Genomic DNA, 26376 nt, shown 5'->3' with positions numbered 1-26376 from the left:
AGTTTTAAATTAGTTGTGTTTAGGATTCAGATTCTTTATCATTCGATTTTCTAACACCGTAGAAATAAAGAGAATGATTGTGAATCTCAATATTAAAAATATCTTCTATTGTTTTTTTAATTGTTTGAATACGAGGATCACAGAACTCAATCACTTCACCTGTATCTGTCAAGATGATATGATCGTGTTGTTTGTCAAAATACGACTTCTCGTAATGTGCCTGATTTTGTCCAAATTGATGTCTTCGAACCAAGCCACACTCTAATAGAATTTCAATAGTATTGTACAGCGTAGCCCTACTTACTCGATAGTTTTTATTTTTCATTTTGATATACAAAGACTCGATATCAAAGTGCTCTTCACTATCGTAAATTTCTTGTAAAATTGCGTATCGCTCAGGCGTTTTTCGATGCCCTCTTTCTTCTAAAAATTTAGTGAATACGTTTTTTACTATTTCTTGATTATTCTCGCTTCCCATAACTAAATACTAAAATGCAAATATAGTTGTATTTTCTCTTGTGAGAAAATTAATTGATTGATTATGTTTTTATATTTTTAAAAGTAGGTCAAAGTATGCTGTTTAATTTGTATTTACGCGCGTTACTTTATCCACTCCTTCAATTTTCTTGATATTGGTGATCATTTTTTTCAAAATGTCGTTATTGGGTACAATGACCGTGATGGAACCTTTGAAGAGTCCTGCGTTTTCACTCAAGGCAATACTCCTAATATTTACAGCTTTACTTTCCATGATGATCTTGGTGATTTCCGTTGTTAAACCAGCCGAATCTAACCCTGTAATATTAATCGCGGCCTCAAAGTTTAGCGAAGAAGAAGACGCAATCCAGCTAGCCTGCATAATGCGGTAGGCGTAATTTGAACGCATACTAATGGCATTGGGGCAGTCTGTTTTGTGTACTTTTATTCCTTCATTGATGGTTACAAAACCAAAAACATCGTCTCCAGGTATCGGATTACAACAAGACGCTAGTTTATAGTCCAACTTCTCTTTGTCTTTTCCAAACACCAACAAGTCCAAAGCGCTTTTGTCTTCCGATTCCTGATGTACGGGGGTAGAAGGAGTTCGCTTGATGCTCTTTTTGAAAAAGTTAAACAGCGTATTGTTTCGCTTCGATGCGTATTCTTTGAGCTGACTGTTGTCAATGATACCCGCACCCACGCGGTAAAATAAATCTTGACTTGTTTTGAGTTTGAAATGGTTGACCATTTCGTTCACTGTATTTTCGTCTAGGTTTATCTTTAAGTGTTTGAGTTTGCGCTGCAATTGTTCTTTTCCTTCATCGGCAATTTTCTTGGTATTTTCGTTTAAAGAACTCTTAATCTTGTTGCGTGCTCTACTCGTGGTAACATAGTCCAGCCAGTTGACATTGGGTTTCTTGCTTTCGGAAGTGATGATCTCCACTTGATCTCCACTGGATAAAATGTGGTTTAACGGAACTAGTCGACCGTTTACGCGTGTTCCTCTTGTTTTTAATCCAATTTCCGAGTGAATAGCAAAGGCAAAGTCTAAGGCAGTTGCACCTTTTGGAAGCGATTTAATCTCTCCTTTAGGTGTAAAGACATAAATTTCTTTGGCATAGAGACTTAGCTTAAAGTCCTCAACAAAATCAACGGCATTGGTTTCTGCATTTTCTAAAGCTTCTTTGAGTTGATTTAACCAAAGGTCTAAGCTATTTTCTTCTGTTACGCCCTGTTTGTATTTGTAGTGCGCGGCATAGCCTTGTTCTGCAATTTCGTCCATGCGTTCACTGCGAATCTGAATTTCTACCCAGCGTCCTTTAGGTCCCATTACCGTTATGTGCAACGCTTCGTAACCTGTTGATTTAGGTGAGGAGATCCAATCCCTCAATCGGCTAGGGCTAGGGCGGAAGTGATCCGTAACGATGGAGTAAATCTTCCAGGCTATAAATTTCTCCTCGTGTGGTGTAGATTTATAAATAATGCGCAGGGCAAATTTGTCGTACACTTCATCAAAGGTTACGTTTTGCGCTTTCATTTTACGGCGAATGCTGTAAATAGATTTAGGGCGTCCTTTCATGGAGTATTCGATGTGTTCTTCATCTAGAGATTCTCGTAAAATATCAGAAACAGATTTGATATAGGCTTCTTGTTCCTCTTTCGTTTCCTTCATTTTGTTGACGATGTCTTGATACACTTCGGGTTCTGTGTATTTCAATCCAAGGTCTTCGAGTTTGGTTTTAATGTTGAACAACCCCAAGCGATGGGCGAGAGGTGCATAGATATACAGCGTTTCTGAGGCGATCTTGGCCTGTTTGTAATCCACCATACTCTCCATGGTTTGCATATTGTGCAAACGATCGGCAATTTTGATTAAGATTACGCGAACATCGTCGTTTAGGGTTAACAACATCTTGCGGTAATTCTCCGCCTGCATTGAAATATGGGAGTCAGGCTCTAACATCGCCATTTTGGTTAAACCCTCAACGATTTTTGCAATCTTGGGATTAAACCACTCTTCAATTTGTTCTACGGTAATGGCGGTGTCCTCTACGACATCGTGCATTAAGGCCGCCGCGATGGATGTGGCCCCCAATCCAATTTCAGAAGCGACAATTTTTGCTACATCAATAGGGTGGAAGATATACGCTTCGCCCGATTTTCTGCGTTGATCTTTATGGGCTTCTACTGCAACGTCAAACGCTTTGCGTATTAATTTTTTATCAGCATCCGATAAAGTTTGATAACTGATCTTCAGTAACTCCTTATACTCTTTTGCTATTGCCTTATTTTCTAATTCAATTTCTGCTTCTGTCATACTACTATTCATCAATAACGTTCGATTAAAGTTATGAAAAAATGGCATTATATGCAAGTAGGGATGTATCCAAATACATCCCTACTGTTGTCTTTTTTACATTATGTTTCATTGCGTTTTTAATACGCTGTGTTTGTTTTACTTGACTTTTTTAAACCTAAAAAACAAAGAATACCCCTCCGTTAATTTGAAGGTTACTTCCTGGCCCTCCACTTAGATTCTTTTTGCCTAAAACCTCTAAGTTTAGTCCAAAACGATTGATTAACATATCGTGGTTATATTGTCCTCTTCTAAAGAGTTTTGTATCAGATAACCAAATATTCAATCCACCACCTAGGTTCAACATGGCTTTGTCGTCTTTGTTGAAGTGTGTATACCCCAATCCTGCCTCTACATATGGATCTACAATAGGAATGTTCATTAAGCCACCTAAGCTGTAAACCATTGTTGCATCTACTGCAAATACACTAAATTTGTCTTTCGCTACTCTTCCGTTGACAAGATCATCCGCTTTTATTTCACTAGAGACAACACCTAACTTAAAGCTAATATTGTGTCCTGCATAATACTCCAACGATACTTTAGGAAGAGAAGCGGCTTTCAATTCGTCAAAATTAGCGACGTCATTCCAATCAAAATTCGTGTTAATCATACTCATTTGAACATTTACTTTCCACGGGTAATTGTAGTGTAGACGCTGATCGTAGTTATATTGCGCCATTGCAACGTTGGTAAAAGTAAGGAGTATAGTAAGGATGAATAGTTGAAATAATGAGTTGCTTCTTTTCATAATCGCTTAGTCTATTTAAGTTTAAATGTTAAGGAAAAATTAATAAAAATCAAATATAAATAAAAAATGTATTCTACAAAGCGAGATTAACATATTAATTCTCTTAACTAAAAACGTTGAGCTTGTTGCGTTATTGTTAGCAACAGTCTAAATTTATTCTAGAAGTGTGTTTAGGCATCTTGCTTGGTATCGGAAATTAACAATTCTCTAATGAGTACTGCTTGAGGAAGCTCATAGGTGAACTTAATCGTTTTTGCTACATCAGCAGCAGTAATATTAACGGCTCCTACGGATTGTTTCCAGCTCTCGTAATTGGCGATAATTTCGGGTGTAGTGGTATGGCTCAATAATTCTGTTTCAACTGCTCCTGGTTCTACTACAATAACGCGGACGTTGTGTGGGCTTAGTTCCAAACGTGCGGTTTGTGTAACGCCTCTTACAGCGTATTTACTGGCGCAATAAGCAGCGTGATTGCCAAAAGGCATCACACCAGCCATAGAGGAAATGTTGATGATGGTTCCGTGTTGTCTTGCCTTCATGTCATTCATTACAATTTGCATTCCGTTCATGACACCGAGAACATTGACATCAAGCATTTTTTTCCATTCGGCTGTATCTTGAATGGCCAAGTCACCTAGCAACATAATACCGGCGTTATTGATCAGCAAGTCCGTTTTACCATATAGTGATTCTGCTTCTCGTACAGCTTTTTCAAAGGCTTGTTTATCAGTAACATCCACCTTTTTGCAAAGGGTGTTAGGAAGGTTTAAGGCTTCCATTCTTTCAATTCTACGGGCTAGCAATAGCAGAGGATAGCCATCTTGTGCAAATGCTTTTGCTAATTCAACGCCAAAACCAGAGCTAGCACCGGTAATAACAATTAAATTCTTTTTCATATTAAAGTGTTTTTACTTGCAAGTTACGCAATAAAACACATGATTAAAAGAATACTTTTTGCTGGGAAAATAAGAGATAAAAGAACGGTGTCTTTAGTTAAAATTGCGTTGTCTCTTCGCTTCAAAGAGCAAGATAGCAGCAGCTACGGATAGATTCATTGAATCAATAACCCCACTCATCGGGATGATAATATTTTGCGTACTACTTGTTCGCCACGGTTCTGTCAATCCCGTTGATTCCGTACCAACAACAAAAGCAGTAGCGGTGGTATAGTCTTGGGTGTGATAGCTGCAAGAGTTTTGTAAGGTAGCAGCATAGGTGTTGATTCGGTGTTCTTTGAGGAAGGCGATGGCTTCTTCTGTTGTGGCTACTGCAATTTGGTTGGTAAACAAGCAGCCAACGCTAGATCGTATGATGTTGGGGTTGTACAGATCGGTTCGCGGATTGGCTATGATAACGGCATCAACATGTGCCGCATCAGCTGTGCGTAGCATAGCACCGATATTTCCAGGTTTTTCTGTAGCTTCAGCCACGAGGATAATTGGATGCTCTGGTAAGTTGAGTTGCGCTAAGGTATGCGTTTTTACTTTAGCCAGGGCAAGTACCCCTTCTGTTGAATCGCGATAGGCTAGCTTTTGATACACTTCCTTGGAGATTTCAATGCATTGTGTGTCTCTTGTTAAAAAAGAACGCAAGCGGCTAAAATCAATGATTTCCGGACAGAATAGGATCGTCTCCAATTGATAGTTTCCAGCATGGGCTAATTCAATCTCACGCGCTCCTTCGATGATAAAAAGCCCTTCCTTCTTTCGATTTCTCGCTTTTTCCTGTAGTTGAAGAATGGATTTTATCAAGGGATTTTGAACGCTTTCTATTTTTTTTGTACTCATAGTTTAGAAACCTTTTGCTTTGATTTTAAGGTACGTATTAATCGTTTCAATGGATAAGTTTTGAGGCGTGGTCAAGATACTTTGAATGCCGTATTTAGTCAATTCACTGGCGATTAATCGCTTTTCAAAGTTAAATTTTTCTGCAATAATTTTATCTATAATGTCGTCTGTATTTTTTACTGGTTTTTGCGTGAGTTGTTTCAACTCGGTATTTTCAAAAAACACAACAACTAAAACATGACTTTTAGCTATGGCTCGAAGGTAGGGGAGTTGTCTGTTTAAGCTCGAAATGGATTCGAAATTGGTGTAGAGCAACAACAAACTTCGGTGTGTAATATGTCGTTTAACGGCACTGTAGAGATGCCCAAAGTCGCTCTCGCTAAAGTTTGTCTTTAGGTTGTACAAGTTGCTGATGATTTGTTGGAGATGGGGTCTCTTGTTTGAAGCCGCAATAGTGTTTTCAACCTTTTTAGAAAAGGTCATCATACCCACGCGATCGTTCTTTTTCAATACAACGTTCGATATCGCTAGGGTTGAATTGATGGCGTAGTCTAGCAAACTCATTCCTTCAAAAGGCATTTGCATTAAACGCCCTTTATCGATAATTGAATAAACGGTTTCTGTATTCTCGTCGAGAAACTGATTGACCATCAGTTCATTTTTCTTTGCAGTGGCTTTCCAATTGATCGTTCGAATATCATCACCAGAAACGTATTCCTTAATTTGTTCGAATTCGGTTGTATTGCCGATTTTTCGAATCTTTTTTAAGCCAAAGGCATATTTGTTTTTAGCAAAGGCAATCAAGTCGTATTTTCTCATTTGTATAAACGAGGGATAACAAGAGAGCATTTGACCTTCAGAGAAGATATAGCGTTTGGCAATTAAGCGCAAAGGCGAACTCACGTAGACATTTAATTTGCCAAAGTGGTATTCACCCCTTGTTTTAGGAATGAGATGATACGCTAGGTCTATTTCTTCTTCTGTTGCTATTTGCTGTTGAATAGAGAAGTCTCTTTGTTGAAACTGAAAGGGAATCTCATCTATTATTTCACAGTTTATACCAAAGGAATACTTGTTTTGCAGCTTTATTTTAATGCTATTCTCATCGCCATTCGACAGTTTTTCGGGTAAATGGCGCTGGGCTATTAGCTTGTCTTTTCCCCTAAACAAGGCTGCTATATCCGTTAAGATCAGAATAAATCCCACGCCAACGACGCCCCACGTAATTGAGTATAAGAGGGGAAATAAAAAAGAGAGGATGAACAGCACAATTACGATACTGCATCCATAGTACACGCGTTGGAGTAAGAAAAGGTTTTTCATCATGTCCTCTTTTATCTCGGAATATCGATTGCTTCCACAATTTGTTGAATAATATCGTGCGCTGTAACTCCTTCCATTTCGCGTTCTGGCGCTACAATCACGCGGTGAATTAACACAGGGTAAGCGGCTTCTTTGATGTCTTCTGGTGTAACGAAATCGCGGTTGTTAATGGCAGCATATCCCTTTGCTGCATTCAAAATAGCAAGAGATGCACGAGGAGAAGCTCCTAAGTACAACAGGGGATTTGTACGCGTGTGGTGTACAATCTTAGCGATGTATTCCATTACGTTGTCTTCTACGACGATTTGCTTGACCAATTGTTGAAAGGCAACGATTTCGCTAGGGGTAATCACGCGTTCAATTTGCGCTGTTTTAGGCTGTCCTACAAGGGCGTGTTCTTTGGCTAAAATATTGATTTCCTCTTCTAAATTAGGGTATTCGACCTCAATCTTAAATAAGAAACGGTCCAATTGTGCCTCTGGCAAACGATAGGTTCCTTCTTGTTCAATTGGGTTTTGGGTAGCAATGACTAAGAAAGGGAGGTCCATTTTGAATTGTAAGTTGTCAATGGTAATTTGTCTTTCCTCCATTACTTCAAACAGAGCAGCCTGTGTTTTTGCAGGGGCGCGGTTTATTTCATCAATAAGCACTAGGTTGGCAAAAATAGGTCCTTTCTTGAAATCAAAGGTAGACGTTTGCATATTGAAAACGGAGGTTCCCAAAATATCCGAAGGCATTAAGTCTGGTGTAAATTGAATTCGGCTATACGTCGTGTCAATTGTTTGTGCCAATACTTTAGCCGTTAGTGTTTTAGCTACTCCAGGTACCCCTTCTAACAAGATGTGTCCATTGGCTAACAACGCAACGAGTAAGCGGTCAATGGTTTTGTGTTGGCCTACAATTACTTTGTTGATCTCGTGCTTGATTGCTGCAATTTTCTCGGCTAAGGGACCGAGGTCTAAACGCGATTCAAAAGCCAATGCCTCGACATGTGGCTCAGTTTGCGGTTCAGTTTGCGGTTCAACAGTCTCTTCTTGCGCAGCTGCTGTTTGGTCTTGTACTTGCTCCGATGTAGGGTTGAGCGTTGGGTCTGGGGTATTATCGTGAATGTTTTCCATTGTATTTTAGTCTACTATTTTTTCAGTTAATCGATTCAGTTGAACAAGATCTGCTTCTGTAGCGGGGTGTTGTTGCTGTCTAAACGTGTTGACAAATTGAACATACGCTAAGATATCTTGTTTGTTTTTATTGCTTTTGAGCTGGTAATAATGAACAAAATTCTCGTCTAAATGAGTGGTTTCAATAAGGTAATTTCGCCTTATTTTCTCTAAGGTATAAATAATACTCTTGTGCATCAAATCACTGTAATCTTTGGATTGGATATACAAGTTTGAAACAGTTTTGGTAAACTGTATCGTTGTGTTTTTTACAGGTTTAATCAGGGGAATAATGCGTTGTCTTCGCTTAGCGGTAAATAGAGTAAACACAAGAAGCGTTAATAAAAAGAAATACCAAGCCCATTTGAGTGCTGTATTGGCAAAAATAAAGCGCAAAAGAGAGCTACTTTTTTGCTTTTCATGGGCTTCTTGTCCGTATAGGTAGGTTTTCTGATGGGGTAAATAAGAAAACAGCCCTTCTGCATACAAGTGATTATTACTACTCAGCAAGTAGTAATTGGTCAGTATAATAGGGTCTAAGCCCAAGATGAGTTCCCCTTTTCCCTGGCGGACGCGAACGAGGTTCACTTGCTTGATCGTGTCTTGAATTGTCTTATACCCAAGAATGTCAATGTTGTGTTTTAAACTATCGACAATCATAAATTCATTGGAATAATCCGCATTGCGAACAGTGAATTTTTGCTTCGTCAGCTGCTCATTGGTTAACTCGAGTATGGTATTTTCGGGAGTATCTCCTCTAAGGGAGGAATAGATATAGTCCTCTTCTAATCCGAATACATCTAGGAACATATTGTTGAAACTTCCTTGTAAGATGATTGCTGTGTTGCCTTCTTCTATATAGTCTTTGAGATAATCTGCGGTATAGACATCTAAGTCACCCGATCGATCAGCTAAAATGATTAGGTTCGTCGGCTGTAGGGTATCATACAAGTGATCAGACAAAAAGTCGTAGATAGAAGCGTTAAATCGCAGGAGGGTGTCTTGAGCGAGAAGTTGTTGAATCTCTTGATCAAAGATGTACAATCCATAGGGATTTTTATCGCGATTGCTAAACGATTCATACCAATTGATTGGTTTTTTCTTGCCGCTTTCATAGAGAAAAACACAGGTAACTAAAACCAATAAGGCAAGGCCAAACTTTTTTAAGGAGCTGTTCATGGTTTATTGGATTTTAGTTTTGTATCAAAGGATTTCTTCGCTTTGAAAAAATCCGCTTCTGCGATTTCATGTTCTCCATACCAAATGTTGTTATAGAGGTAAGAAAGATAGGTAAACTGTTCTCTTTCCCAGCTTTCTTGAAGTTCATAGTTATAATCGGCATTGGTTTTTTCGGGAGCCCAGGTAATTTTGTTTTCCTCTTGTAGGCGTTGTAACAACCACAGGTAGTAAAGGCGGATGGCCAAACGATAGTTTTGAGCTGCGGTAGACTCCGCAATAAGGGATTCAAAATTGGTTGAGCGGAAATCTTCTGTTGAGAGATCTTCAAAGGCATTAATTTTCTTGGCTTTTTTCTTTACGAGCCAATACATATCGTTTTGAATAAAGGCCCTTACAAGGTAAAAGATAATAACCCCAAGCAAGGTAAAGCCCAGTATGCGCAAGATCACTACATAGTAGTAATTGCTCAATTCTTCACCTGCTTTACGGGTGAAATTACGCGTAAACCAATCGCTGATCGATTGCTTAATTTGCTCCCAAGCACTTACTTTAGGATCTGTTTTTTCGTAGGTAAAATCTTCTTTTCCCTTGTATTGCTGCTTGAAATCTGTTTGAAATTTTTTGTTGTAAACCGTTCCTTCTTTATCGTTTAAGCGATAGAGTGAATCAGCTGCCACAAGAGAGACAACAGGAGCAGGTGTATCCGCTTCTTCTGCGGTTGGACAGTCTACACAATCGTCGATTTCTCCTTGTTCCTGTGCCTGAACAGCAGAAACAAAGAGACACAACAACAGGGTAAGTAAAGCAAGAGATCTACTCATTATTTGAACCAATACTGTCTATTTTACGTTTAGTGAAGAAGTTTTCTTCTTTTTCTCTTTCGCTATAAAAGATGATTCCTTGATTGATAAACATGATGTTTTGTGAAAGTGTTCCCAAGAGAATATACACAAAATAAAGCAAAACAATCCCCCAAGTAACAAGAGCAATCGTAGCAGGATCGTCTATGTTTTGTGGATCAAAAAGCATACCCCCTCCTAAAACAAGCATCTGAATGATGAAGGAAGGAATAAAAGTAATCATGGTTGTAATAAGATAGAAAATAAAAGTATTTCCGATAATAGACCAATAGTTATAACGCACGTATCTAATGGCATTTCCATAGGCTGTAAAGAATCCTACATTTCGAGTGAGGTATTCAAAAAAGGCTAGAGTTAAAACACTGTATACGGTAGGAATCATTAAAATAAGAATGGGAATCCCGATCAGTAAAAAGGCCAAGAGCATAGAAACATAGGCCATGATCATGATTAAAGGAAAAAAGATAAACGTCGTTCCCAAAAAGAAAACGATGATTTGGCCTAATTTTCCCATAATTTGCTTTCCGATTTTCGACTGATCCACTTCTTGATTGGCAGAAGCGAGATTTTGCATGTAGAAAATAGGATAAGAATAGCAAATAATTCCCATAACGAGCCCAATGATCATAAGTCCAAGAAGCATGAGTAGAGCCGTTCCCCAGTGTTCGGTAAAAAGTTGTTCAATGACGCGATCCGGTGAGCCACCATATGCATTTGCAGAAACTGCAGAAGAAACGCCTAGATCAGCGATAACGTAGATTAAGATTAAAATGAGGAATAAGGGAATCCCACATATTTTTAAAAAGTGTTTGAAATAGTTCTTACCTTCTAATTTTAAAAAATTAAAAGTATCGCTGATTTGCGTACTGAAATCGCGTTTTTGAAAGAGTGAAAACATAGCAATTGTTTATATTAGATTTAGTTTTTTTGATAGTCGTTTAGGGTAAATAAAGAAGTAGAAAAAGATCAGGCTAAACGTGCTTAGAATGATGGCATAATTTAATACATCAGGCATTTCTTTTGCGTGTCTAGTGATAAAACCTTCAATAAAACCAGCTAAAATAGTGAAAGGTATTGTGGCAATGAAGATGGTTAAGGCATCCTTAAAGCCGATTTTTACAGCATTCATTCGCGAGAGGGTTTTAGGAAACAACATACTCGCTCCCAATACAAGTCCGGCAAAGGCTTCTACTACCATTGCGGTGATCTCTAAGGCACCGTGTAGCCAGATTCCCCTAACACTGTCCATAAACGCATTTTCATTGACGAAAAAATACTGAAAAGTACCCAGCATAACGCTGTTGTACAAAAGGAAAAGCAAAGTTCCTAGTCCAGCTGTGAGTCCAAATAAAAAGAAGCGCAAGCCAACGTAGAGGTTGTTTGCGGTGATGCCTATGAAACTTCCCCAAGTACTTCCTGACTTGTAGATGGCCATTGCATCCTCATTTTTGATGTTGGTTAACGTCTGGTTGACATAGGAATCACCTAGTACATTTCGCGTGAATTCAGGGTCGTAATGTGTTGATATTACTCCAATTGCGACAAAAATAACGAAGACTAAAAGCGTGAAGTTTAACTTTCGCTTATGGCGATAAACCGTTAAGGGAACATCGAAGAGAAAGAAGCGTTTAATTCTACTTTCTTCAATTCGTTTTGTTTTATATATTTTTTGGTAAGTTTGTATCGCCAAACTGTTTAAATATTGTGTAATTTTACTTTTTGGATAAAAAGTCTTGGCATATGCTAAATCGTTCATGATTTGCATATACAATTCAGCTAGATAGTCCGGTTTTTGCGTTTGCGAAGAATAGAGTGCCTTCTCATAAGAAAGCCAGAGTTCTTTGTTTTTTTTAATAAACGCAACTTCTCTCATTCGGTGATTGGTTAAAAATATAATTATGGCTAAATTAACAATAAATACAACACAAAACATAGAAATTGATTTTAAAGTAGCATCTGTAGGAGAACGAATGCTCGCTTTTATCTTGGATATGATCTTTAAAATTCTGTATTTAATTGTGTTCTACTACCTTGATTATCTGTTTAAATTGTCTAATTATTTTATGCAAGATGTTTGGTCTTTTAATGCGTATTGGATTATCGTTTCTATTCCTCTTATTTTTTATAGCTTCTTTTTTGAAACTTTTTTACAAGGGCTAACGCCTGGGAAGAAGATCTTGGGGATTAAGGTGATTAAAATAGATGGATACCAAGCGACGGTCATTGACTATTTTGTGCGTTGGATTTTGCGCGTGCTCGATATTGTGGCTTCCAATGGAGTAGTGGCTGTTTGTAGTGTTATTTTTACAGATAAAAGCCAGCGTTTAGGTGATATCTTTGCTGGAACAACGGTGATTAGTACGAAAAGTAGAATACACCTTTCTACGACGATCTTTCAAGAAGTAGAGGAGGAGTATAAGCCTTTGCTCCCCCAAGTAATTCGCTTATCTGACGCGGATATCGGTGTAGTTAAAGAGATTTACCTCAAGTACAAAGGCAACCAAGATTTCTCACTGATCAAGGCGTTAGCGCGTAAATTGGAATCAGAGTTGGGGATTGATAAGCGAAAGTTGGAAATGAGTAATCAAGAATTTGTAGAACTTGTTCTAAAGGACTATAGTCATTGTACAAGTAAAGAATAATAGATTTTTTTCATGCTTAGTTTTTTTGTGATTTTAGATTTGCTCGGAACAGTAGCCTTTGCTATTTCCGGAGCATTAGCGGGGCGCGAACGTAAGTTGGATTTGTTCGGCATGGTCATTTTGGCGTTTGCAACTGCTGTTGGTGGGGGAACTATACGCGACATGATGATTGGGATTACCCCTGTTTTTTGGTTGACGGATCTAAACTATTTTTACGCAACCTTTATAGGTGTTTTCCTAGCCTTAGTGTTTTATAAACGCTTTACTATTTTGCGCTACTCTCTGTTTCTATTTGATACAATTGGAATTGCAGTATTTACCTTAATTGGGATTGCTAAAGGGATATCCGTGGGCTTACACCCTGTTTTTTGCATTGCTTTAGGAACGATTACAGCTTGTTTTGGAGGTGTTATCCGAGATATACTAGCCAATCAGATTCCCATTATTTTTAAAAAGGAAATTTATGCTACAGCGTGTATTTTTGGAGGATGTGTATTTTATTTTTTAAGTCATTATCACGTCAACCAAGAAATTATTTACTTGACCACAGCAGGAAGTGTGATTATTCTGCGCTTATTGGCTGTGCGTTTCAAGTGGAGTTTGCCTTTTGCACACGAGAGCAAGGAATAAAAAAACGGTTGGTAAGTTCTCTTACCAACCGTTTTTTTTATTCTTGAAGTGTGTTTTTCTCATGTGTTTCAAAGTGATCGGGTTTGAGGATCACAATTCCCTTTTGTAAAATAAGGTTGTTGGGGTAGGAGATTTGCTCTCCATCTTTGGTGACCAACAAAATATAAAAGGCTTTGATATCTACAATCCTCGCTTCCGTTGGAAAATCTTTGTCTTGAATGCGGATAATATCTCCAATTCGAAAAGGAAAGGAGAAGAACAACATAATTCCCGCTGTAATATTACTCAATAAAGACCACTGTGCAAACATCGCAACGCCAATTACCGTAAAAACAGAGGTTAAAGTCAATAGTACATTGTCTTTTTCCACCCCCCAAATGGTGAAGATAATAATGAAGAGCAGTACCAAAAGAAGAAGGTTGAACAGTCGGATAACGACAGCTTCCCTGCCTTCTTTCATTTCTGATTTCTTGGAAAAAGAGTGAATGATACTCGTTACAATTTTTCTCGAGATCAGGTAAATAAGAATGGCTGTTGCCGTAATTATAGCTTTAAATAAATATCCTTCAGGCATATTATTTTATTTGATAAACTGTATTAATTCTTCCATTAATTCGGTTGTAGGTAAACCTACAATATTGGTATATGATCCGTTGATTCGTTGAATTCCCACTAGTCCAATCCACTCTTGAATGCCATAGCCCCCTGCTTTGTCGTAGGGTTTGTACGTATCGATATAGTATTCCATCTGTGCTCTTGTTAGGGGCTTGAAGTGAACTTCCGTTAGGGCGTGAAAACAGTGGTTTTTTTGGGTACTGGTCAAGCAGATAGAAGTAATCACTTCGTGCATTTTACCCGATAAACGTTCTAGCATCGCAAGGGCTTCTGTTCGATCTTGTGGTTTACCTAACGATTTACCCTCACTCCAAACGGTAGTATCACTCGTAATGAGAATTTCGTCGTCGGCAGTCAGTTCGATTGCAGAGGCTTTTAGTTTGGCGATGTAATCGGTGATTTGTTCTCTTTGGAGTTCCGGAGGATATACTTCGTCAATATCCGAGGCACGTACAACAAAAGTCAGACCTAAATCGGTTAAAAACTGCTTGCGTCTAGGTGAGTTTGAACCTAAGACTAAGGTGTAGTTGTTTAGTATTTGATAGGGCATAGTGCAGGGGTTAATCGTATTTAGCATCAAAGTGTTGAAACCATTTCTGTTGTGTTTTCATCACTTGTTCGATTACTTCTCTTACAGCACCTTCTCCGCCATTTTTGTGTGATATATATTTCGATATACGCTTAATTTCTGGAGACGCATCTTGCGGAGCAGTAGGCAGTCCCACTTTTTGCATCACGTGATAGTCTGGAATATCATCCCCCATGTAGAGAATCTCGTCGGCTTGCAGGTTGTGCTCTTGACAATACTTTTTAAAGATGTCTACTTTGTTGGAAACACCTAAATAGATATCCTTTACGCCAAGGTTGCTCAATCTTGTTCTTACTCCTTCGTTACTTCCGCCCGAGATGATGCATACACGATAGCCGTTTTCTAAAGCAGCCTTGATGGCATAACCATCTTTAATATGCATAATTCTCAATAAATCTCCGCTGTTGGTAACGTGAACTTTTCCATCCGTTAAGACGCCATCTACATCAAATATGAATGTAGTAATGTCGTTCATGATTTCTTTAAAGTGTTTAGACATTATCTATTTTGTATTGATTTTGTAATGAGTTGATAGATTTCTTTTTTTGTGGGATCAGCAATCATGCTTAGATGTTGGTTGATTGTATTTTGATCTCCTCTAGATGCGGGTCCCGTTTGTGCTTCCCTCGGCGATAGTTCCATTACTTTACTAGCCGTTTCTTCAATTAAGGGTTTGAGAATATCAAAGGGAACTTGAAATTCTTTACACACTTCTTCCCCTAGGGTAAACATGTGATTAGCAAAATTATTGACGAAAACGGCAGCGAGGTGGATGGCTTTTCGCTGTTCGGACGAGATTTTGTACACGCGTTCGGAGAAGCTGACAGCCACTTGCTCTAGGAGTTGGAAATCCGCAGGGCGCTCAGCTTCAATACAAAAGGGAATAGAGGTGAAGTCCACTTCTTTGTCTTTTGTAAAGGATTGTAGCATATACATCACCCCACGGCGTTCTACTTGAATAGCCGTCATGGGGATTGTTCCTGAGGTGTGAACAACAAATTGGTTGGGAAGCTTGATCTGCTTGGATACTTCCTCAATTGAACTATCACTAACCGCAATGATAAAGATATCTGCTGGTTTTAATTGTGCTATATCACTTGCAACGCTACTTTCAGGAACCAAATCGGTAACTGAATTCACATTTCTTGCGTATATTTGTTGTAATTGTAATTGATCACTCTCTAATATGTTTACAATCAGATGGTGAGCGACTTTTCCCGAACCTAATATTGTTATCGTAATCATAAAGTAAAGATAAAGATTTAATAGGAAAGGGGAACGGATTTAAAAGAAATTTTAAGATGAAGAAAGATATAGAACACTTAGATGATATTCGATTGTTAGTCAATACGTTTTACGGAAGAGTACAACAAGATGATTTGATCGGACCGATATTTAATGAACGCTTAGAAGGGAAATGGGAATACCATTTAGAAAAAATGTACGCTTTTTGGCAAACCGTTTTGCTGGAAGAACACACCTATTCAGGAAGACCTTTTCCCCCTCATGCAAAACTACCTGTAGAACAAGAACACTTTGAGCGCTGGAAACAAATTTTTAACCGTACCGTTGACGAACTGTTTGAAGGGAAAATTGCAGAAGAAGCAAAATGGCGTGCAGAGCGAATGGCAGCGATGTTTTGGAGTAAAATTCAATATTTTAATAGTTGATTTTTTTTGTAAGTTGTTGGACGTTGGTCGTTTAAGAACAACAAACAACAAATAAAAAAGTTATCAGTGATCTGTTATGAGGTATCGGTAGATTTTTCTAAAATAAGAAATTGTTTTCTTAAAACGAAAATCTTACCTCCTCAACGCCACAACCTCTCAACAAACAACAACAAAAAAAGCCAATCTACAAAAGATTGACTTTTCTTCTATCTGATCCTTTCACCGTTAACTGTTCACTGTTCACTGTTCACTTTTTCTTTCCGTTGTTAAACTTGACATTACCTAGTGGATTTTTAGGTTTGTCCGTTTTGGTGAAAGGTTTTTTAGCTGAAGTGTTGTTGGCTTTAGGTTTGCTGTTGAATACCTTTGCTTCTGTTGGGCGGTCGGTTTTCACTTTCTTTGCAATATTATCCTTGTTTTGTTGTAAAACATCCATTGGATTTTTAGGTTCATCTTTCGTTCCTCTCAAGAAGATAACCAATCCATTTAAGAAATTTCTCAAGATTTGATCCCCACATTCCATGTATTTTGGGTGGTCAACATTTCTAAAGAAATTACCTAATTCTCCTTTAGAAATTCTAAAGTCAACGAGTTCTAGTATCTCCACGATTTGTTCGTCTCTCAGTTGTAAAGCAACTCTTAGTTTCTTTAAAATATCGTTATTTGTCATGTGTGAATACTTATAATTTATCTTTTAATATTTGAATTTCATCTCTTAATTGCGCAGCTAGCATGAAGTTGAGGTCCATGGCTGCTTTTTCCATCTCTTTTCTTTTGGTGTTGATTAGCTTTTGAATTTCTTCTTTTGAACGGTATTTCACCTGTTCTTCTGCTACTTTTTTCACTTGTTCCACCATAAGATCATCGTAAGAAGGTTTAATGAGGTCGTTTTTTATCTTCTTATTTAAACCTTTAGGAGTGATCTTGTGTTGGGTATTATAATCAATTTGTTTACTTCGGCGATAAGTTGTTTCATCGATGGTTTTTTGCATACTTGCTGTAATCTTATCTGCATACATAATCGCTTTTCCATTTACATTTCTAGCTGCACGACCTACAGTTTGGGTTAAGGATCGATGGCTGCGCAAAAAGCCTTCTTTATCTGCATCCAAAATAGCCACGAGGGAAACCTCTGGTAAATCGAGTCCCTCTCGAAGTAAGTTTACCCCGATGAGTACATCAAAAAGTCCCTTGCGGAGGTCTTGCATGATTTCTACTCGTTCAATCGTATCGATATCGGAGTGTACATATCGACAACGAACCCCCATTTTAGTAAAATACTTAGCGAGTTCTTCTGCCATACGCTTGGTTAAGGTGGTCACTAACGTTCGTTCATCTACATCGACGCGTTGTTGTATTTCCTCAATGAGGTCGTCAATTTGATTTTCTGTTGGACGCACTTCAATAACGGGATCTAAGAGTCCAGTAGGGCGTATTAATTGCTCTACAATAATACCTTCGCTTTTTTGCAATTCGTAATCTGCAGGCGTTGCTGAGACGTAGATCACTTGATTTTGCATGGCTTCGAATTCTTCAAACTTCAACGGGCGGTTATCTAAAGCGGCGGGCAATCGAAAGCCGTATTCCACCAAGTTTTCCTTTCTAGATCGGTCTCCTCCGTACATAGCGTGTACTTGTGAGATGGTAACGTGACTTTCATCCACCACCATTAAGTAATCATCAGGGAAGTAATCGAGCAAGCAGAAAGGACGCGTACCAGGTTCTCTACCATCCAAATAGCGGGAGTAGTTTTCAATTCCCGAACAATACCCCAATTCTTTCATCATTTCGAGGTCAAAGTTCGTGCGTTCTTCTAGGCGTTTTGCCTCAAGGTGTTTACCGATCTCTTTGAAGTAGCTCGTTTGCTTCTCTAAGTCTTGTTGAATCTCCCAAATCGCATTGTTTAAAACATCGGGAGAAGTTACGAACATATTAGCGGGGTAAATATTTAAGCGGGTAAATTTTTCAATCACTTGAGCCGTTGTGGCATCGAATACTTCGATTGCTTCAATTTCATCTCCAAAGAAGTGAATGCGATAAGGATGATCCGCATAGCTTGGAAATACCTCAATCGTATCTCCTTTAATACGGAAATAGCCCGGTAAAAAATCGGCTTCTGTTCGCGCATACAAACTTTGAACAAGACGGTGTAGCAATTGGGTGCGACTAATTTCTTGATCAAGCTCGAGGGAGATTACATTCTTTTGAAATTCTATGGGGTTTCCTATACCGTATAGACAAGAGACAGAGGCGACAACCAAAACGTCACGTCGTCCTGAAAGAAGGGTAGAAGTGGTGCTTAGTCGTAATTTTTCTAGCTCATCATTAATAGAAAGGTCTTTTTCAATGTATTGACCCGTAACAGGTATAAAAGCTTCAGGTTGGTAGTAGTCGTAATAAGAAACGAAATACTCCACCGCATTGTCAGGAAAAAAGCTTTTAAATTCAGAATACAGCTGAGCTGCCAATGTTTTGTTATGTGCCAAAACGAGGGTAGGTCTCTGAACTTCTTGGATGACGTTGGCGACACTAAAAGTTTTACCAGAACCGGTAACACCAACGAGCGTTTGATATTTCTGATTGTCTACTACGCCACGGGTCAATTGGCTGATGGCCTCAGGTTGATCCCCGGTAGGGCGATAGTCAGACTTTAAATCAAATTTCATAACTGCGTATTTAAACGCAAAGGTACACATTTAAACAAAAAAAAGCACAAGCTTTACGCTTGTGCTTTATAATATAATTTACGCTAAAAATTAGTTTACTTTAAACATAACTTTTCTTGCGATGTTTTTAGCTTGTGATCCGTCGATACCATTACCTTTAGCAGTAATTTTACCTGCAGGAACTCCAGCTTTAACTAAAATATCTTTCACTGCGTTTGCACGTCTAGCAGATAATTTTTGGTTGTAATCTTTGTTTCCTGTTGAATCAGCATATCCATTAACTTCTAAAGAAGCTGAAGGATTGTTTTTCATGTAAGCAACGATGAAGTTGATACCTTCTACGTTTGTTGGTTGAGCTTTATCGAAATCGAAATAAACACCTACATAACCTTTGTTGATTAATTCTTTAACCATTGCAGCGTCATCAGCATTCATTTTCTCAGTCGTACCGTATTTCTCAGCGAAGTAAGCTTCGATGTTATCAGCGATACCGTTGTTGTTTTTATCGATATTTCTACCTCTAGAATCAACTAAAGCACCAGCTGGAGTATTAGGTTCTAAGTCTAAGTAATCAGCAACACCGTCGTTGTCAGAATCAACTAACATAGACTCGATTTGATCGATTCTGTTAGCTAATGAATTGATTTCATTTTGAGTTTGAGACTCTTCAGAATACCAGTCAGCATGTTGACCTTGTTTTCCTAAATAGATAGAGATACCCATTGTTGCGTTGAACATAGTTCCTTGGAATACGCTACGGTTTGTTGCAGAAGCACCATCCCAGTTTCTATCTTGTTGTGTATTTTGAATTACAGTGAAGTCAGCGTTTAAAGCTACTCTAGAGTGTAATTTTACTTGACCTGTTAAACCAGCCATTAAGTGACCCATTTTATCAGTTCCTGAGAAGTTATCTCCGTTTAACCAAGAATATCCTCCCCCTGCGTGAGCTTGTAATCCAAAAGTTTTAGTCCAGTTTTCGAAGTTTAAGATTCTACCTAAGTTTACAACTCCTTCTAAACTTGTTCTGTAGTAATCACTTTGAGCATTTAAGTTGCTGTTTGTCCAGTTGTCGATTTTATCGTAACCAAATGAAGCTTTTACACCTATTTTATTGTTGATGCTATATCTAACACCACCATCTAAATGTAAGTTTTTGAAAGTCTCAGCAGCATAACCTGAGCTTAATGTTCTTGCTGGCTTAGCAAAACCTGCATTTAAATCAACTGACCACTTATTATATGGCTTGTCTTGAGCATTAGCACAAAGACCTACTGTAAGTGCTAATAAAGATAATGTGATTTTTTTCATAATTTAATTTTTACTTTCACTTGTCAGCTATTCTATTGTAATAGCTATTATTGTTTCGTTTACGAGGCAAATATACTATAAAGTTTTTAAATATACATTTTTTATAAAAAAAATACAATTTTTTCAGAGATTACTGAATTATATAAAATCAATGACAATCTCTTTTGTATTGTATAAATATTGTTTTTTAGTAGTAAAAATGTAAATGATCTACTTTTTCGTTAGTTTATTAACTAATTTCTCTTTTTAATTTTTTCTCTATTACAAAAGTTCCAAATGGGATTACTGAGGCAATACACACAAAAAACAAGGTTTTGTTAGACCACTTTAACTCATTTTTGATTAAAAAAGCGAAAACAATATAGGCGATAAATAAAATACCGTGCGCCATTCCGACTTTTTGTACCATGTACGGGCTATCCCAAATGTATTTCAAGGGCATAGCAATGAACAATAAAAGAAGTAAAGATACTCCCTCTAAAAAAGCTGTAATCCTAAATAGATTAACCATAATAATATAGACTTAAGTTTTATAGGGCTAAAATAAAGGTAATGCCGATTATTTCAAACAATTAGGAGGGAATTAATGCTAAATATATCATAAAAAAAGGCCTAGTAAACCTAGACCTTATATGTTATGCTAAAAACTTAGCGTTGTACTCTTTCAAATCAGCAATATTATGCTTGTTTGTAGGATCTTTAAAAAGCGACAATAAGTATTGTAAACTTTCGATGTCATTTTGCGTGCCAATAGCAGTTTCTTCTGCTACCTCATCTTCATCTATCGGCTCGTCATTTGGAATAGCAATGAAAAAACCGTTGTTATTTTCAATGTGCTCATACGTAAGTCTAATTGCTTTAACTAGTGTCGGAACCTCTTCTAGTAAAGCATATTCTCTTAATTTCTTAAGGTTTGGAACGATTTGATCCACCACAAGACCATTTGTAACTAAATCAGATTGTATTAACTTAATTAGTTTAATTGCATTTGCGTTTTCCACAGTATTAAATTTTGGGTATTATTAATTGTAGAGCAAAAATAAGCTTTTTAATAGTTTAGCAAATAAAAAAGTTAATTTAATTTTCTCTAATTGTAGTTTTTTTATGTAGAAGGCTATGGGTTAATGAGTTTCTGCTTCTTTGTTGCTTGTTCGTCGTTAGAAAGAAAATACACCTACTTTAGCAAAATCGGCCGTTAGCTGTTCACCATTCACCGTTCACTGTTCTCTATTAAAGAAATGTTTTTTTTTAAGATAAATTGTGTGAGTGTTGAAAATGTGCGGTTTTCTATAATAAAACTGTGTGTTTTTTTTTTTAGTTGCTTTTTGTTTGAGATGAACGGTTAAAACCTGTTTTTCTACACCCGAGTCTTGTGCTTTTTCTTTTTTTATTTCAATATGTATGTTTTTTATGAATAAAACCTGTTTATAACGGGCTTAAAGTGTTTTTATTTTTAAAAAAAGACAATAGTAAACTTGAACTGTTAAAGTATGTTTCAATAAGTTACTTTGCATAAGGAATGCGCTTTTTGATACATAAATTAACACAACAAAAGTTAAGTTTGATTAGCTGAAAAATCTAAATATTGTGAAAATAGCAGAGGATTGTTAATTATTTTTACAATCTCATTGAAAGCGTGTTTTGGTTTTTGGCAAAAAACAATAGTGGGGGGTATTTATGGTTTAATCTTATTTGGTACTAGGCTAATTGACTTTAGCTTCGTACACGGATAACTAATCTTAAAACGTATGAATTTTAAAAAGAATGATGAGATGAAGTTGGAGGAATGGAATTTTAATTTGCAGATTGATCGCTATTATTTTTTACTATTTGTTTTTTTCTCTCTGTTACTAAGTAGTAGTTGTTACTTTGTTTTAGTTGCACACAAAACAGCGTCTATTGTTAATCTTTATGCGATTGTTTTTAGTCTAAAACTCTTCAGAATGGCCAAAGATGGGAAGGATGGGATCTTAAAAACACAAATTCTTCAAATCGCTAGTTTAGCTGTTCTTCTGATTGTATTGAGTTTCCTTTGGGTTCCTTTGTGGATTGTGGTTGCTTTGAATAACTTTTTTGCTGTTGTTTATTTTGTTGTTTACTACGGAAATCAAAAGGAGTTTAAAGAACAAAGTACAAAAATTGGGGCTTATATATATATCGTTCACTTCTTCTTTGTGGTAAATCTCTGCCTTTTAAATGCTCAATTGTATCTGATGCACCATAAGTTGAGTTCTTTTATTCTTGTGGTTAAGCATGTTCAAGTTGGGATACAGGGACTTATTCTGATGATCTCATTGTTTACCTATGCTATTTTAACTAAAAAGGAGAAGGAAGTCGAAAAGAAAACGTTCTCTGTTTTAGTATCAGCACGGAATGGGGGAGCGAAGGATGGTGGTGATGCAGCGGTAGCGGAAGTAACCGAGGTAGATCGCTATCAACTGAAGTATAAGAATCAAGAATTAGGAGACCAAATATTAGATTTTTTTGAGACGAGAAAAGACTTTTTACAACGCGATTTTTCCCTTGATATGCTGTGTAGTTCGATTCCGAATTGCACGACGCAACAAGCTAGTTTTGTGCTGAACCATTATTTGAATACTACTTTTTACAAACTAGTCGCTTATCACAGAATAATTTATTCCTTGCAGTTACTCGTTAATCAACCCGATTGGACCATACTGGCTATAGCAGAAGAGTGTGGCTTTCGATCAGTCAATACGTTTACTAAATATTTTAAAAATTTGACGGGATTTAGTCCTGTTGATTACAGAGGTGTCATTGAAAAAAGTAAAGCAAAGGTATGAATTGGGTGGTGGTTGTTTTTATGGGATATGTTTTTCTTTATTGGATCAATAAAAGTAAACATAAGGGGAGAAGAAACATGTTAGTTTTTAGTTTATGTATTTTAGGTTTACATGGAATCGTGTATCTATCTGACGTTTACGAGCGGTATTTTATTACGGCTAACTTGGAAGTCGTATTGTTTTTATTCTTGGGTAATGGCTGTATGTACTTCTTGAAGTTGAAGCGTTATCGTTGGCTTTTACACGGTATTCCGGTGTTTGTGTTCATTCTCTTTGTCTTGAATCAAGTGACGGTATGGGGAACGATCTTAGCCGTGAGTCTAGTGCATGAAACCTTGTTTCTATCGATTGGTACCCTGTCTTTTTTTTATGGATGTTATGGATATTGCTGTTTGATTAACAATTGCTTATACAAAATACTAAGACCCTATGTTGTCTTTTATATTGTGGTTCTCTTTTGTGTATCGCTGTCTTTCTTCCTACTCTATTTTTATGCTCATTTATTTCTTGATTATATCGATCAGTTGTTTTATGGAAGTAGCCTTTTACTACTGATTGGAGCTTTTGTGTTTGAAGTGAAATTATTTGCTTTTTTGAGGTATCAACAAGCCGTAGATCCTGCGTTGGAAAGGGAGTGGATGCAGCAAAAACATCGATTGTTTGGAGAAGTAACCTTAGATGTTTCGCTCCCTCAAATGGAAGGGGGATCTAGTCGACTAAGGCCAACACAAGAATGTATTGATTTGAATCATTTGAAGATTAACGATCCTTGTGAGAATTTAGTTCAAGTGATGCAGGAGAATGAAATTCGCCAAATGATAACAGATCAATTGATTGAAACTCGTTTGTTCCTAAATCCGTCCTTAAACTTAGAGCAATTAGCGGTTGTGTTGAATTTGCAAAAATCGGAGCTACTTCGCTTCTTTAGAGCATCTCAATCAACAACCTTCAAGCAATACTTGAACCGGTTAAGGGTTGAGTACGCTATTTTGCTTATTCGAGATAATGAAGAAAATTTTACAGTTGAAGAGTTGAGTTTACTGTGTGGTTTTAATACGCGTTTGTCCTTTTACCGTGCATTTGTAGATGTTTTTGGGTTTGCACCCTCTGAAATAATGAGTTGATCGTGTTGAATTTCATTTTATTGTCGTTTACAAGTGGAAAATTAAATAGAAAAGTGAAGCAATTTTATTGAACATCCTGCTGTTGGATGTAAAACAAGCAGCAAAACCTAAAGCGGGAGGGTGAATCTTTGGTTCATCCTCTTTTTATTAGTACTAAGCCTTACTGATACAAAGGAGAAACGGGTGTTTTTTTTAAACACCCGTTTCTTTCGTTATATGATTTTAGTAATCCACTCGTACAAAATTACCTTCGAGGTCAAAAATAAGTTCTACTTCTTGTTTTCCCTTTGTTAAATCAACTTCAAAATGATTGGTTTTTTTCTCCACACTTTGAAGGGTAAAGGTGGTGTAATGGGTTTGTATATAGTCGATTAATGGAGCAGGAAGCAGCGCAGAAGGAATTGCTTTTCCTTGATTGCTTTCTATTTCTGTCCAATTGCCCAACAGATCGAATTCGATTTTGAATCCTTCAGTTAGATATACCTTGTATGTACTGTCCTCCTCGTCATTTTCCTTTTTGATTAGCACAATTTCCGATGTTGGAAAATGCGTTGTCAAAAGTGTTTGTGCGGTTGTTGGCAAGTCCTTAAGGGGGATTAATTCCTCGTCGTTGTCTAGGTCTGCATCAATTCCCATAAAGACTTGATTATGGTCAAAAATCAACTCTAATCCACTGTTTAATTTCACTTCATAGCCCTTGCGGTCTCTGTCAATTTCAACAGCGAAATGGGCAGGGTAGTGCTCCGCAATATACGTTTGTATTAAAGGCACTTCCTGTGTGAGGAATTCCTGTGGAATTGCGGTGTGATTTGTTGTTTCAATTTCGGTCCAATTTCCCTCTTGATCGAAGTCGATCTCAATATTGTTGTTTAAGATCAACTTGTAGAACGAACCGTAGTAATTGGGTTTCGTTCCTTTATTTGCTTGGGAAATAGTCGCATTGGGAAAAACAGACGCAATAAATTGTTGGGTTTGTTGCGGCAATTGATCGACAGCGATTGTTTCTATATGAACAGGGTTCGCATCATCGCTAGAACAAGCGGTAAATGCTATGGTACATACGGTAAAAAGCGCTAGGGCAATTAGTTTCTTTTTCATTTTTCTTTTTTTTTATTAGTGATCAATTCGTTTAAATGTACCTGATTTTGAGAATTCAAGCTCTAGTCCGTTTTGCAATTCAACCTCGTAATAGCTTCTTTTCTTTTCAATTTTTACAATCGCTGTTTCCTTGTACTGTTGTTTGACATACGCAACAATAGGATCTAACATAAACGAGGTAGGAAGTGCAGTGCCGTTACCATCCACTTCATCCCATTCTCCAGATCGATCAAATTCAATCTCCAGGCGATCGGCAAAGGTTACTTTGTATGAAACAGATAGAAAATCGTCATCTTTTTCAATTGTTTGTATTTCTTTACCCTTAAAATGCGTATCCATAAACATCAGTGCTTTTTGAGGTAACTCATTTTTTGTAATGATGATGTCTTTCGCTTGTGTTGTTTCACTGAAGAACAAGGTAGCCATACTGAAGACGCCTACTAGTATTGTTTTTAATTTTCTCATAGCTGTACTATTTTTGTATTTACAAGACAAATATAAGGAGAGAATCTGGAAAGAATTGGGAATATAGGGGAAAGATAAGAAGGATTGACGGGTGTATATAACACTTGTTTTTATGTTAAAATAACAGGTGAATTCATAAATAATTGTAAAGTAACTCCTTTAAATGCAGGTAATTGATTAAAGGTTGTATCTTAGGAGTTACGAAAAAAAGTAGGGCTGAATTAGGCTTGTAAAGAGCTATGAAGGATTTAGCCTTTTAGATTATAAATTAGATAAAAGAATAGCTATGAGGAAAGGAATGGTATTGTTATTTGGTGTTTTGGTTTTTGTTGCTTGTAAGAATACAACAAAAAATACACCTACTTCTACAGATCAAGAAGTTCAAGTAAAAGAAGAACAGGTTGAAAATTCGCCACGGATTGGTGGAGATAAAAATGACAAGGGTTGTTTGGTCGCTGCGGGAGAAACCTGGAGTGAGTTGAGACAAAAGTGTTTGAGACTTTTTGAAGAAGGGATGCGCTTAAATCCGGTGCACAAAGATAGCGCTGCTGTAATTAGTGCTTTTGTGTTGTTTAATGACGACAAGTCTAAAGTAGAGTTGTTTTTACCTGAGGAAAGTTCAAAAACACTTATTTTAGATCGCAAAGACACAACTGGCTATGGCGATGCTACTTATCGCTTTGACGCCGCAGAAGGAACGCTTTATGTTAATGGTGAAAAACAGTATACGAAATAGGTGTTTTGTTTGTTGTGAGGTTTGTTCGTTGTGAGGTTTGTTCGTTGTGAGGTTTGTTTGTTGTGAGGTTTGTTTGTTGTGAGGTTTGTTTGTTGTGAGGTTTGTTCGTTGTGAGGTTTGTTCGTTGTGAGGTTTG

General features: G+C 37.3%; 28 protein-coding genes. 6 read left to right on the top strand and 22 right to left on the bottom strand.

From position 1 onward, the window contains the following. Nucleotides 1–19: 19 nt before the first annotated feature. From ACPDG9_RS13025 to ACPDG9_RS12975, 11 genes are all read right to left on the bottom strand, one after another. The gene (locus ACPDG9_RS13025) at nt 20–478 is read right to left on the bottom strand and encodes a Fur family transcriptional regulator (RefSeq protein WP_430528153.1); all 459 of its coding nucleotides are present in this window, start codon (nt 476–478) and stop codon (nt 20–22) included. Nucleotides 479–580: 102 nt separating this feature from the next. Next, the gene (locus ACPDG9_RS13020) at nt 581–2797 is read right to left on the bottom strand and encodes a RelA/SpoT family protein (protein WP_430528166.1); all 2217 of its coding nucleotides are present in this window, start codon (nt 2795–2797) and stop codon (nt 581–583) included. Nucleotides 2798–2954: 157 nt separating this feature from the next. Then, nucleotides 2955–3587, bottom strand: a complete 633-nt coding sequence (locus ACPDG9_RS13015; protein WP_430528152.1) for a hypothetical protein — start codon at nt 3585–3587, stop codon at nt 2955–2957. Nucleotides 3588–3757: 170 nt separating this feature from the next. After that, complete coding sequence (locus tag ACPDG9_RS13010) at nt 3758–4483, bottom strand: SDR family oxidoreductase (RefSeq protein ID WP_430528151.1); 726 nt, start codon at nt 4481–4483, stop codon at nt 3758–3760. Nucleotides 4484–4576: 93 nt separating this feature from the next. Then, nucleotides 4577–5374, bottom strand: a complete 798-nt coding sequence (locus tag ACPDG9_RS13005) for a TrmH family RNA methyltransferase (RefSeq protein ID WP_430528150.1) — start codon at nt 5372–5374, stop codon at nt 4577–4579. 3 nt (nt 5375–5377) lie between these two features. Then, nucleotides 5378–6697 (bottom strand): DUF58 domain-containing protein, encoded by a 1320-nt coding sequence (locus tag ACPDG9_RS13000; RefSeq protein ID WP_430528165.1) that lies wholly within the window; start codon nt 6695–6697, stop codon nt 5378–5380. An 11-nt stretch (nt 6698–6708) separates the two neighbouring features. Further along, a complete protein-coding gene (locus tag ACPDG9_RS12995) occupies nt 6709–7815 on the bottom strand; it encodes an AAA family ATPase (RefSeq protein ID WP_430528149.1) in 1107 nt (368 codons plus the stop codon). Between the two features lie 6 nt (nt 7816–7821). Then, nucleotides 7822–9033: a DUF4350 domain-containing protein gene (locus tag ACPDG9_RS12990; RefSeq protein ID WP_430528148.1), complete on the bottom strand. Its 1212-nt coding sequence runs from the start codon at nt 9031–9033 to the stop codon at nt 7822–7824. Then, entirely contained in the window at nt 9030–9854 is an 825-nt protein-coding gene (locus ACPDG9_RS12985; protein ID WP_430528147.1) for a hypothetical protein, read from the bottom strand. The genes ACPDG9_RS12990 and ACPDG9_RS12985 overlap by 4 nt, the downstream gene beginning before the upstream one ends. Next, nucleotides 9847–10791: a hypothetical protein gene (locus ACPDG9_RS12980; RefSeq protein WP_430528146.1), complete on the bottom strand. Its 945-nt coding sequence runs from the start codon at nt 10789–10791 to the stop codon at nt 9847–9849. The genes ACPDG9_RS12985 and ACPDG9_RS12980 overlap by 8 nt, the downstream gene beginning before the upstream one ends. A gap of 9 nt (nt 10792–10800) precedes the next feature. Then, nucleotides 10801–11766 (bottom strand): stage II sporulation protein M, encoded by a 966-nt coding sequence (locus ACPDG9_RS12975; protein WP_430528145.1) that lies wholly within the window; start codon nt 11764–11766, stop codon nt 10801–10803. 25 nt (nt 11767–11791) lie between these two features. Here ACPDG9_RS12975 and ACPDG9_RS12970 point away from each other — a divergent pair, with 25 nt between their 5' ends. Beyond that, nucleotides 11792–12535 (top strand): RDD family protein, encoded by a 744-nt coding sequence (locus ACPDG9_RS12970; protein ID WP_430528144.1) that lies wholly within the window; start codon nt 11792–11794, stop codon nt 12533–12535. Nucleotides 12536–12547: 12 nt separating this feature from the next. Next, nucleotides 12548–13165 (top strand): trimeric intracellular cation channel family protein, encoded by a 618-nt coding sequence (locus tag ACPDG9_RS12965; RefSeq protein WP_430528143.1) that lies wholly within the window; start codon nt 12548–12550, stop codon nt 13163–13165. 37 nt (nt 13166–13202) lie between these two features. Here ACPDG9_RS12965 and ACPDG9_RS12960 read toward each other — a convergent pair whose 3' ends face one another. Genes ACPDG9_RS12960 through ACPDG9_RS12945 form a run of 4 tightly spaced genes read right to left on the bottom strand, consistent with a single transcriptional unit; the run spans nt 13203 to nt 15614 of the window. Then, a complete protein-coding gene (locus ACPDG9_RS12960) occupies nt 13203–13739 on the bottom strand; it encodes a mechanosensitive ion channel domain-containing protein (RefSeq protein WP_430528142.1) in 537 nt (178 codons plus the stop codon). A 6-nt stretch (nt 13740–13745) separates the two neighbouring features. After that, a complete protein-coding gene (locus tag ACPDG9_RS12955; protein ID WP_430528141.1) occupies nt 13746–14330 on the bottom strand; it encodes a Maf family nucleotide pyrophosphatase in 585 nt (194 codons plus the stop codon). Between the two features lie 10 nt (nt 14331–14340). Beyond that, on the bottom strand, nt 14341–14868 hold the full coding sequence (locus ACPDG9_RS12950; protein WP_430528140.1) for a KdsC family phosphatase: 528 nt from the start codon (nt 14866–14868) through the stop codon (nt 14341–14343). Next, on the bottom strand, nt 14868–15614 hold the full coding sequence (locus tag ACPDG9_RS12945) for a Rossmann-like and DUF2520 domain-containing protein (RefSeq protein WP_430528139.1): 747 nt from the start codon (nt 15612–15614) through the stop codon (nt 14868–14870). The genes ACPDG9_RS12950 and ACPDG9_RS12945 overlap by 1 nt, the downstream gene beginning before the upstream one ends. Nucleotides 15615–15670: 56 nt before the next feature. Here ACPDG9_RS12945 and ACPDG9_RS12940 point away from each other — a divergent pair, with 56 nt between their 5' ends. Continuing rightward, complete coding sequence (locus ACPDG9_RS12940) at nt 15671–16039, top strand: group III truncated hemoglobin (RefSeq protein WP_430528138.1); 369 nt, start codon at nt 15671–15673, stop codon at nt 16037–16039. Between the two features lie 247 nt (nt 16040–16286). Here ACPDG9_RS12940 and ACPDG9_RS12935 read toward each other — a convergent pair whose 3' ends face one another. The 5 genes from ACPDG9_RS12935 to ACPDG9_RS12915 all read right to left on the bottom strand — a co-directional run bounded on the left by ACPDG9_RS12935 (nt 16287) and on the right by ACPDG9_RS12915 (nt 21014). Then, nucleotides 16287–16709 carry a DUF1456 family protein gene (locus ACPDG9_RS12935; protein ID WP_430528137.1) on the bottom strand — a complete coding sequence of 141 codons (423 nt, stop codon included), beginning with the start codon at nt 16707–16709 and terminating at the stop codon, nt 16287–16289. 10 nt (nt 16710–16719) lie between these two features. After that, nucleotides 16720–18705 carry an excinuclease ABC subunit UvrB gene (gene uvrB / locus ACPDG9_RS12930; protein ID WP_430528136.1) on the bottom strand — a complete coding sequence of 662 codons (1986 nt, stop codon included), beginning with the start codon at nt 18703–18705 and terminating at the stop codon, nt 16720–16722. 90 nt (nt 18706–18795) lie between these two features. Further along, nucleotides 18796–20013, bottom strand: coding sequence for an OmpA family protein (locus ACPDG9_RS12925; protein ID WP_430528135.1), 1218 nt, complete (start codon nt 20011–20013; stop codon nt 18796–18798). A 229-nt stretch (nt 20014–20242) separates the two neighbouring features. Beyond that, a complete protein-coding gene (locus ACPDG9_RS12920) occupies nt 20243–20524 on the bottom strand; it encodes a DUF3817 domain-containing protein (protein WP_182650709.1) in 282 nt (93 codons plus the stop codon). A gap of 124 nt (nt 20525–20648) precedes the next feature. After that, on the bottom strand, nt 20649–21014 hold the full coding sequence (locus ACPDG9_RS12915; protein WP_430528134.1) for a hypothetical protein: 366 nt from the start codon (nt 21012–21014) through the stop codon (nt 20649–20651). 747 nt (nt 21015–21761) lie between these two features. Between ACPDG9_RS12915 and ACPDG9_RS12910 the strand changes: the two genes are divergently transcribed. Next, nucleotides 21762–22817, top strand: a complete 1056-nt coding sequence (locus tag ACPDG9_RS12910) for a helix-turn-helix domain-containing protein (protein ID WP_430528133.1) — start codon at nt 21762–21764, stop codon at nt 22815–22817. 77 nt (nt 22818–22894) lie between these two features. Further along, nucleotides 22895–23941, top strand: a complete 1047-nt coding sequence (locus tag ACPDG9_RS12905) for a helix-turn-helix transcriptional regulator (protein ID WP_430528132.1) — start codon at nt 22895–22897, stop codon at nt 23939–23941. A 222-nt stretch (nt 23942–24163) separates the two neighbouring features. Here the strand turns inward: ACPDG9_RS12905 and ACPDG9_RS12900 are convergent, their stop codons facing one another. After that, on the bottom strand, nt 24164–25039 hold the full coding sequence (locus ACPDG9_RS12900) for a PepSY-like domain-containing protein (RefSeq protein ID WP_430528131.1): 876 nt from the start codon (nt 25037–25039) through the stop codon (nt 24164–24166). A gap of 15 nt (nt 25040–25054) precedes the next feature. Then, nucleotides 25055–25504, bottom strand: coding sequence for a PepSY-like domain-containing protein (locus ACPDG9_RS12895; protein WP_430528130.1), 450 nt, complete (start codon nt 25502–25504; stop codon nt 25055–25057). 286 nt (nt 25505–25790) lie between these two features. On the opposite strand from ACPDG9_RS12895, the gene ACPDG9_RS12890 reads away from it, so the two are divergent. Then, a complete protein-coding gene (locus tag ACPDG9_RS12890) occupies nt 25791–26240 on the top strand; it encodes a hypothetical protein (RefSeq protein WP_430528129.1) in 450 nt (149 codons plus the stop codon). The last annotated feature ends 136 nt before the right edge of the window (nt 26241–26376 follow it).

It is taken from the genome of Myroides sp. C6-3 (assembly GCF_050522425.1).
In the GTDB taxonomy this organism is placed as follows: domain Bacteria; phylum Bacteroidota; class Bacteroidia; order Flavobacteriales; family Flavobacteriaceae; genus Flavobacterium.
Note: the sequence above shows the minus strand (reverse complement) of the source record. Positions and strands in the feature narration are given on the sequence as shown.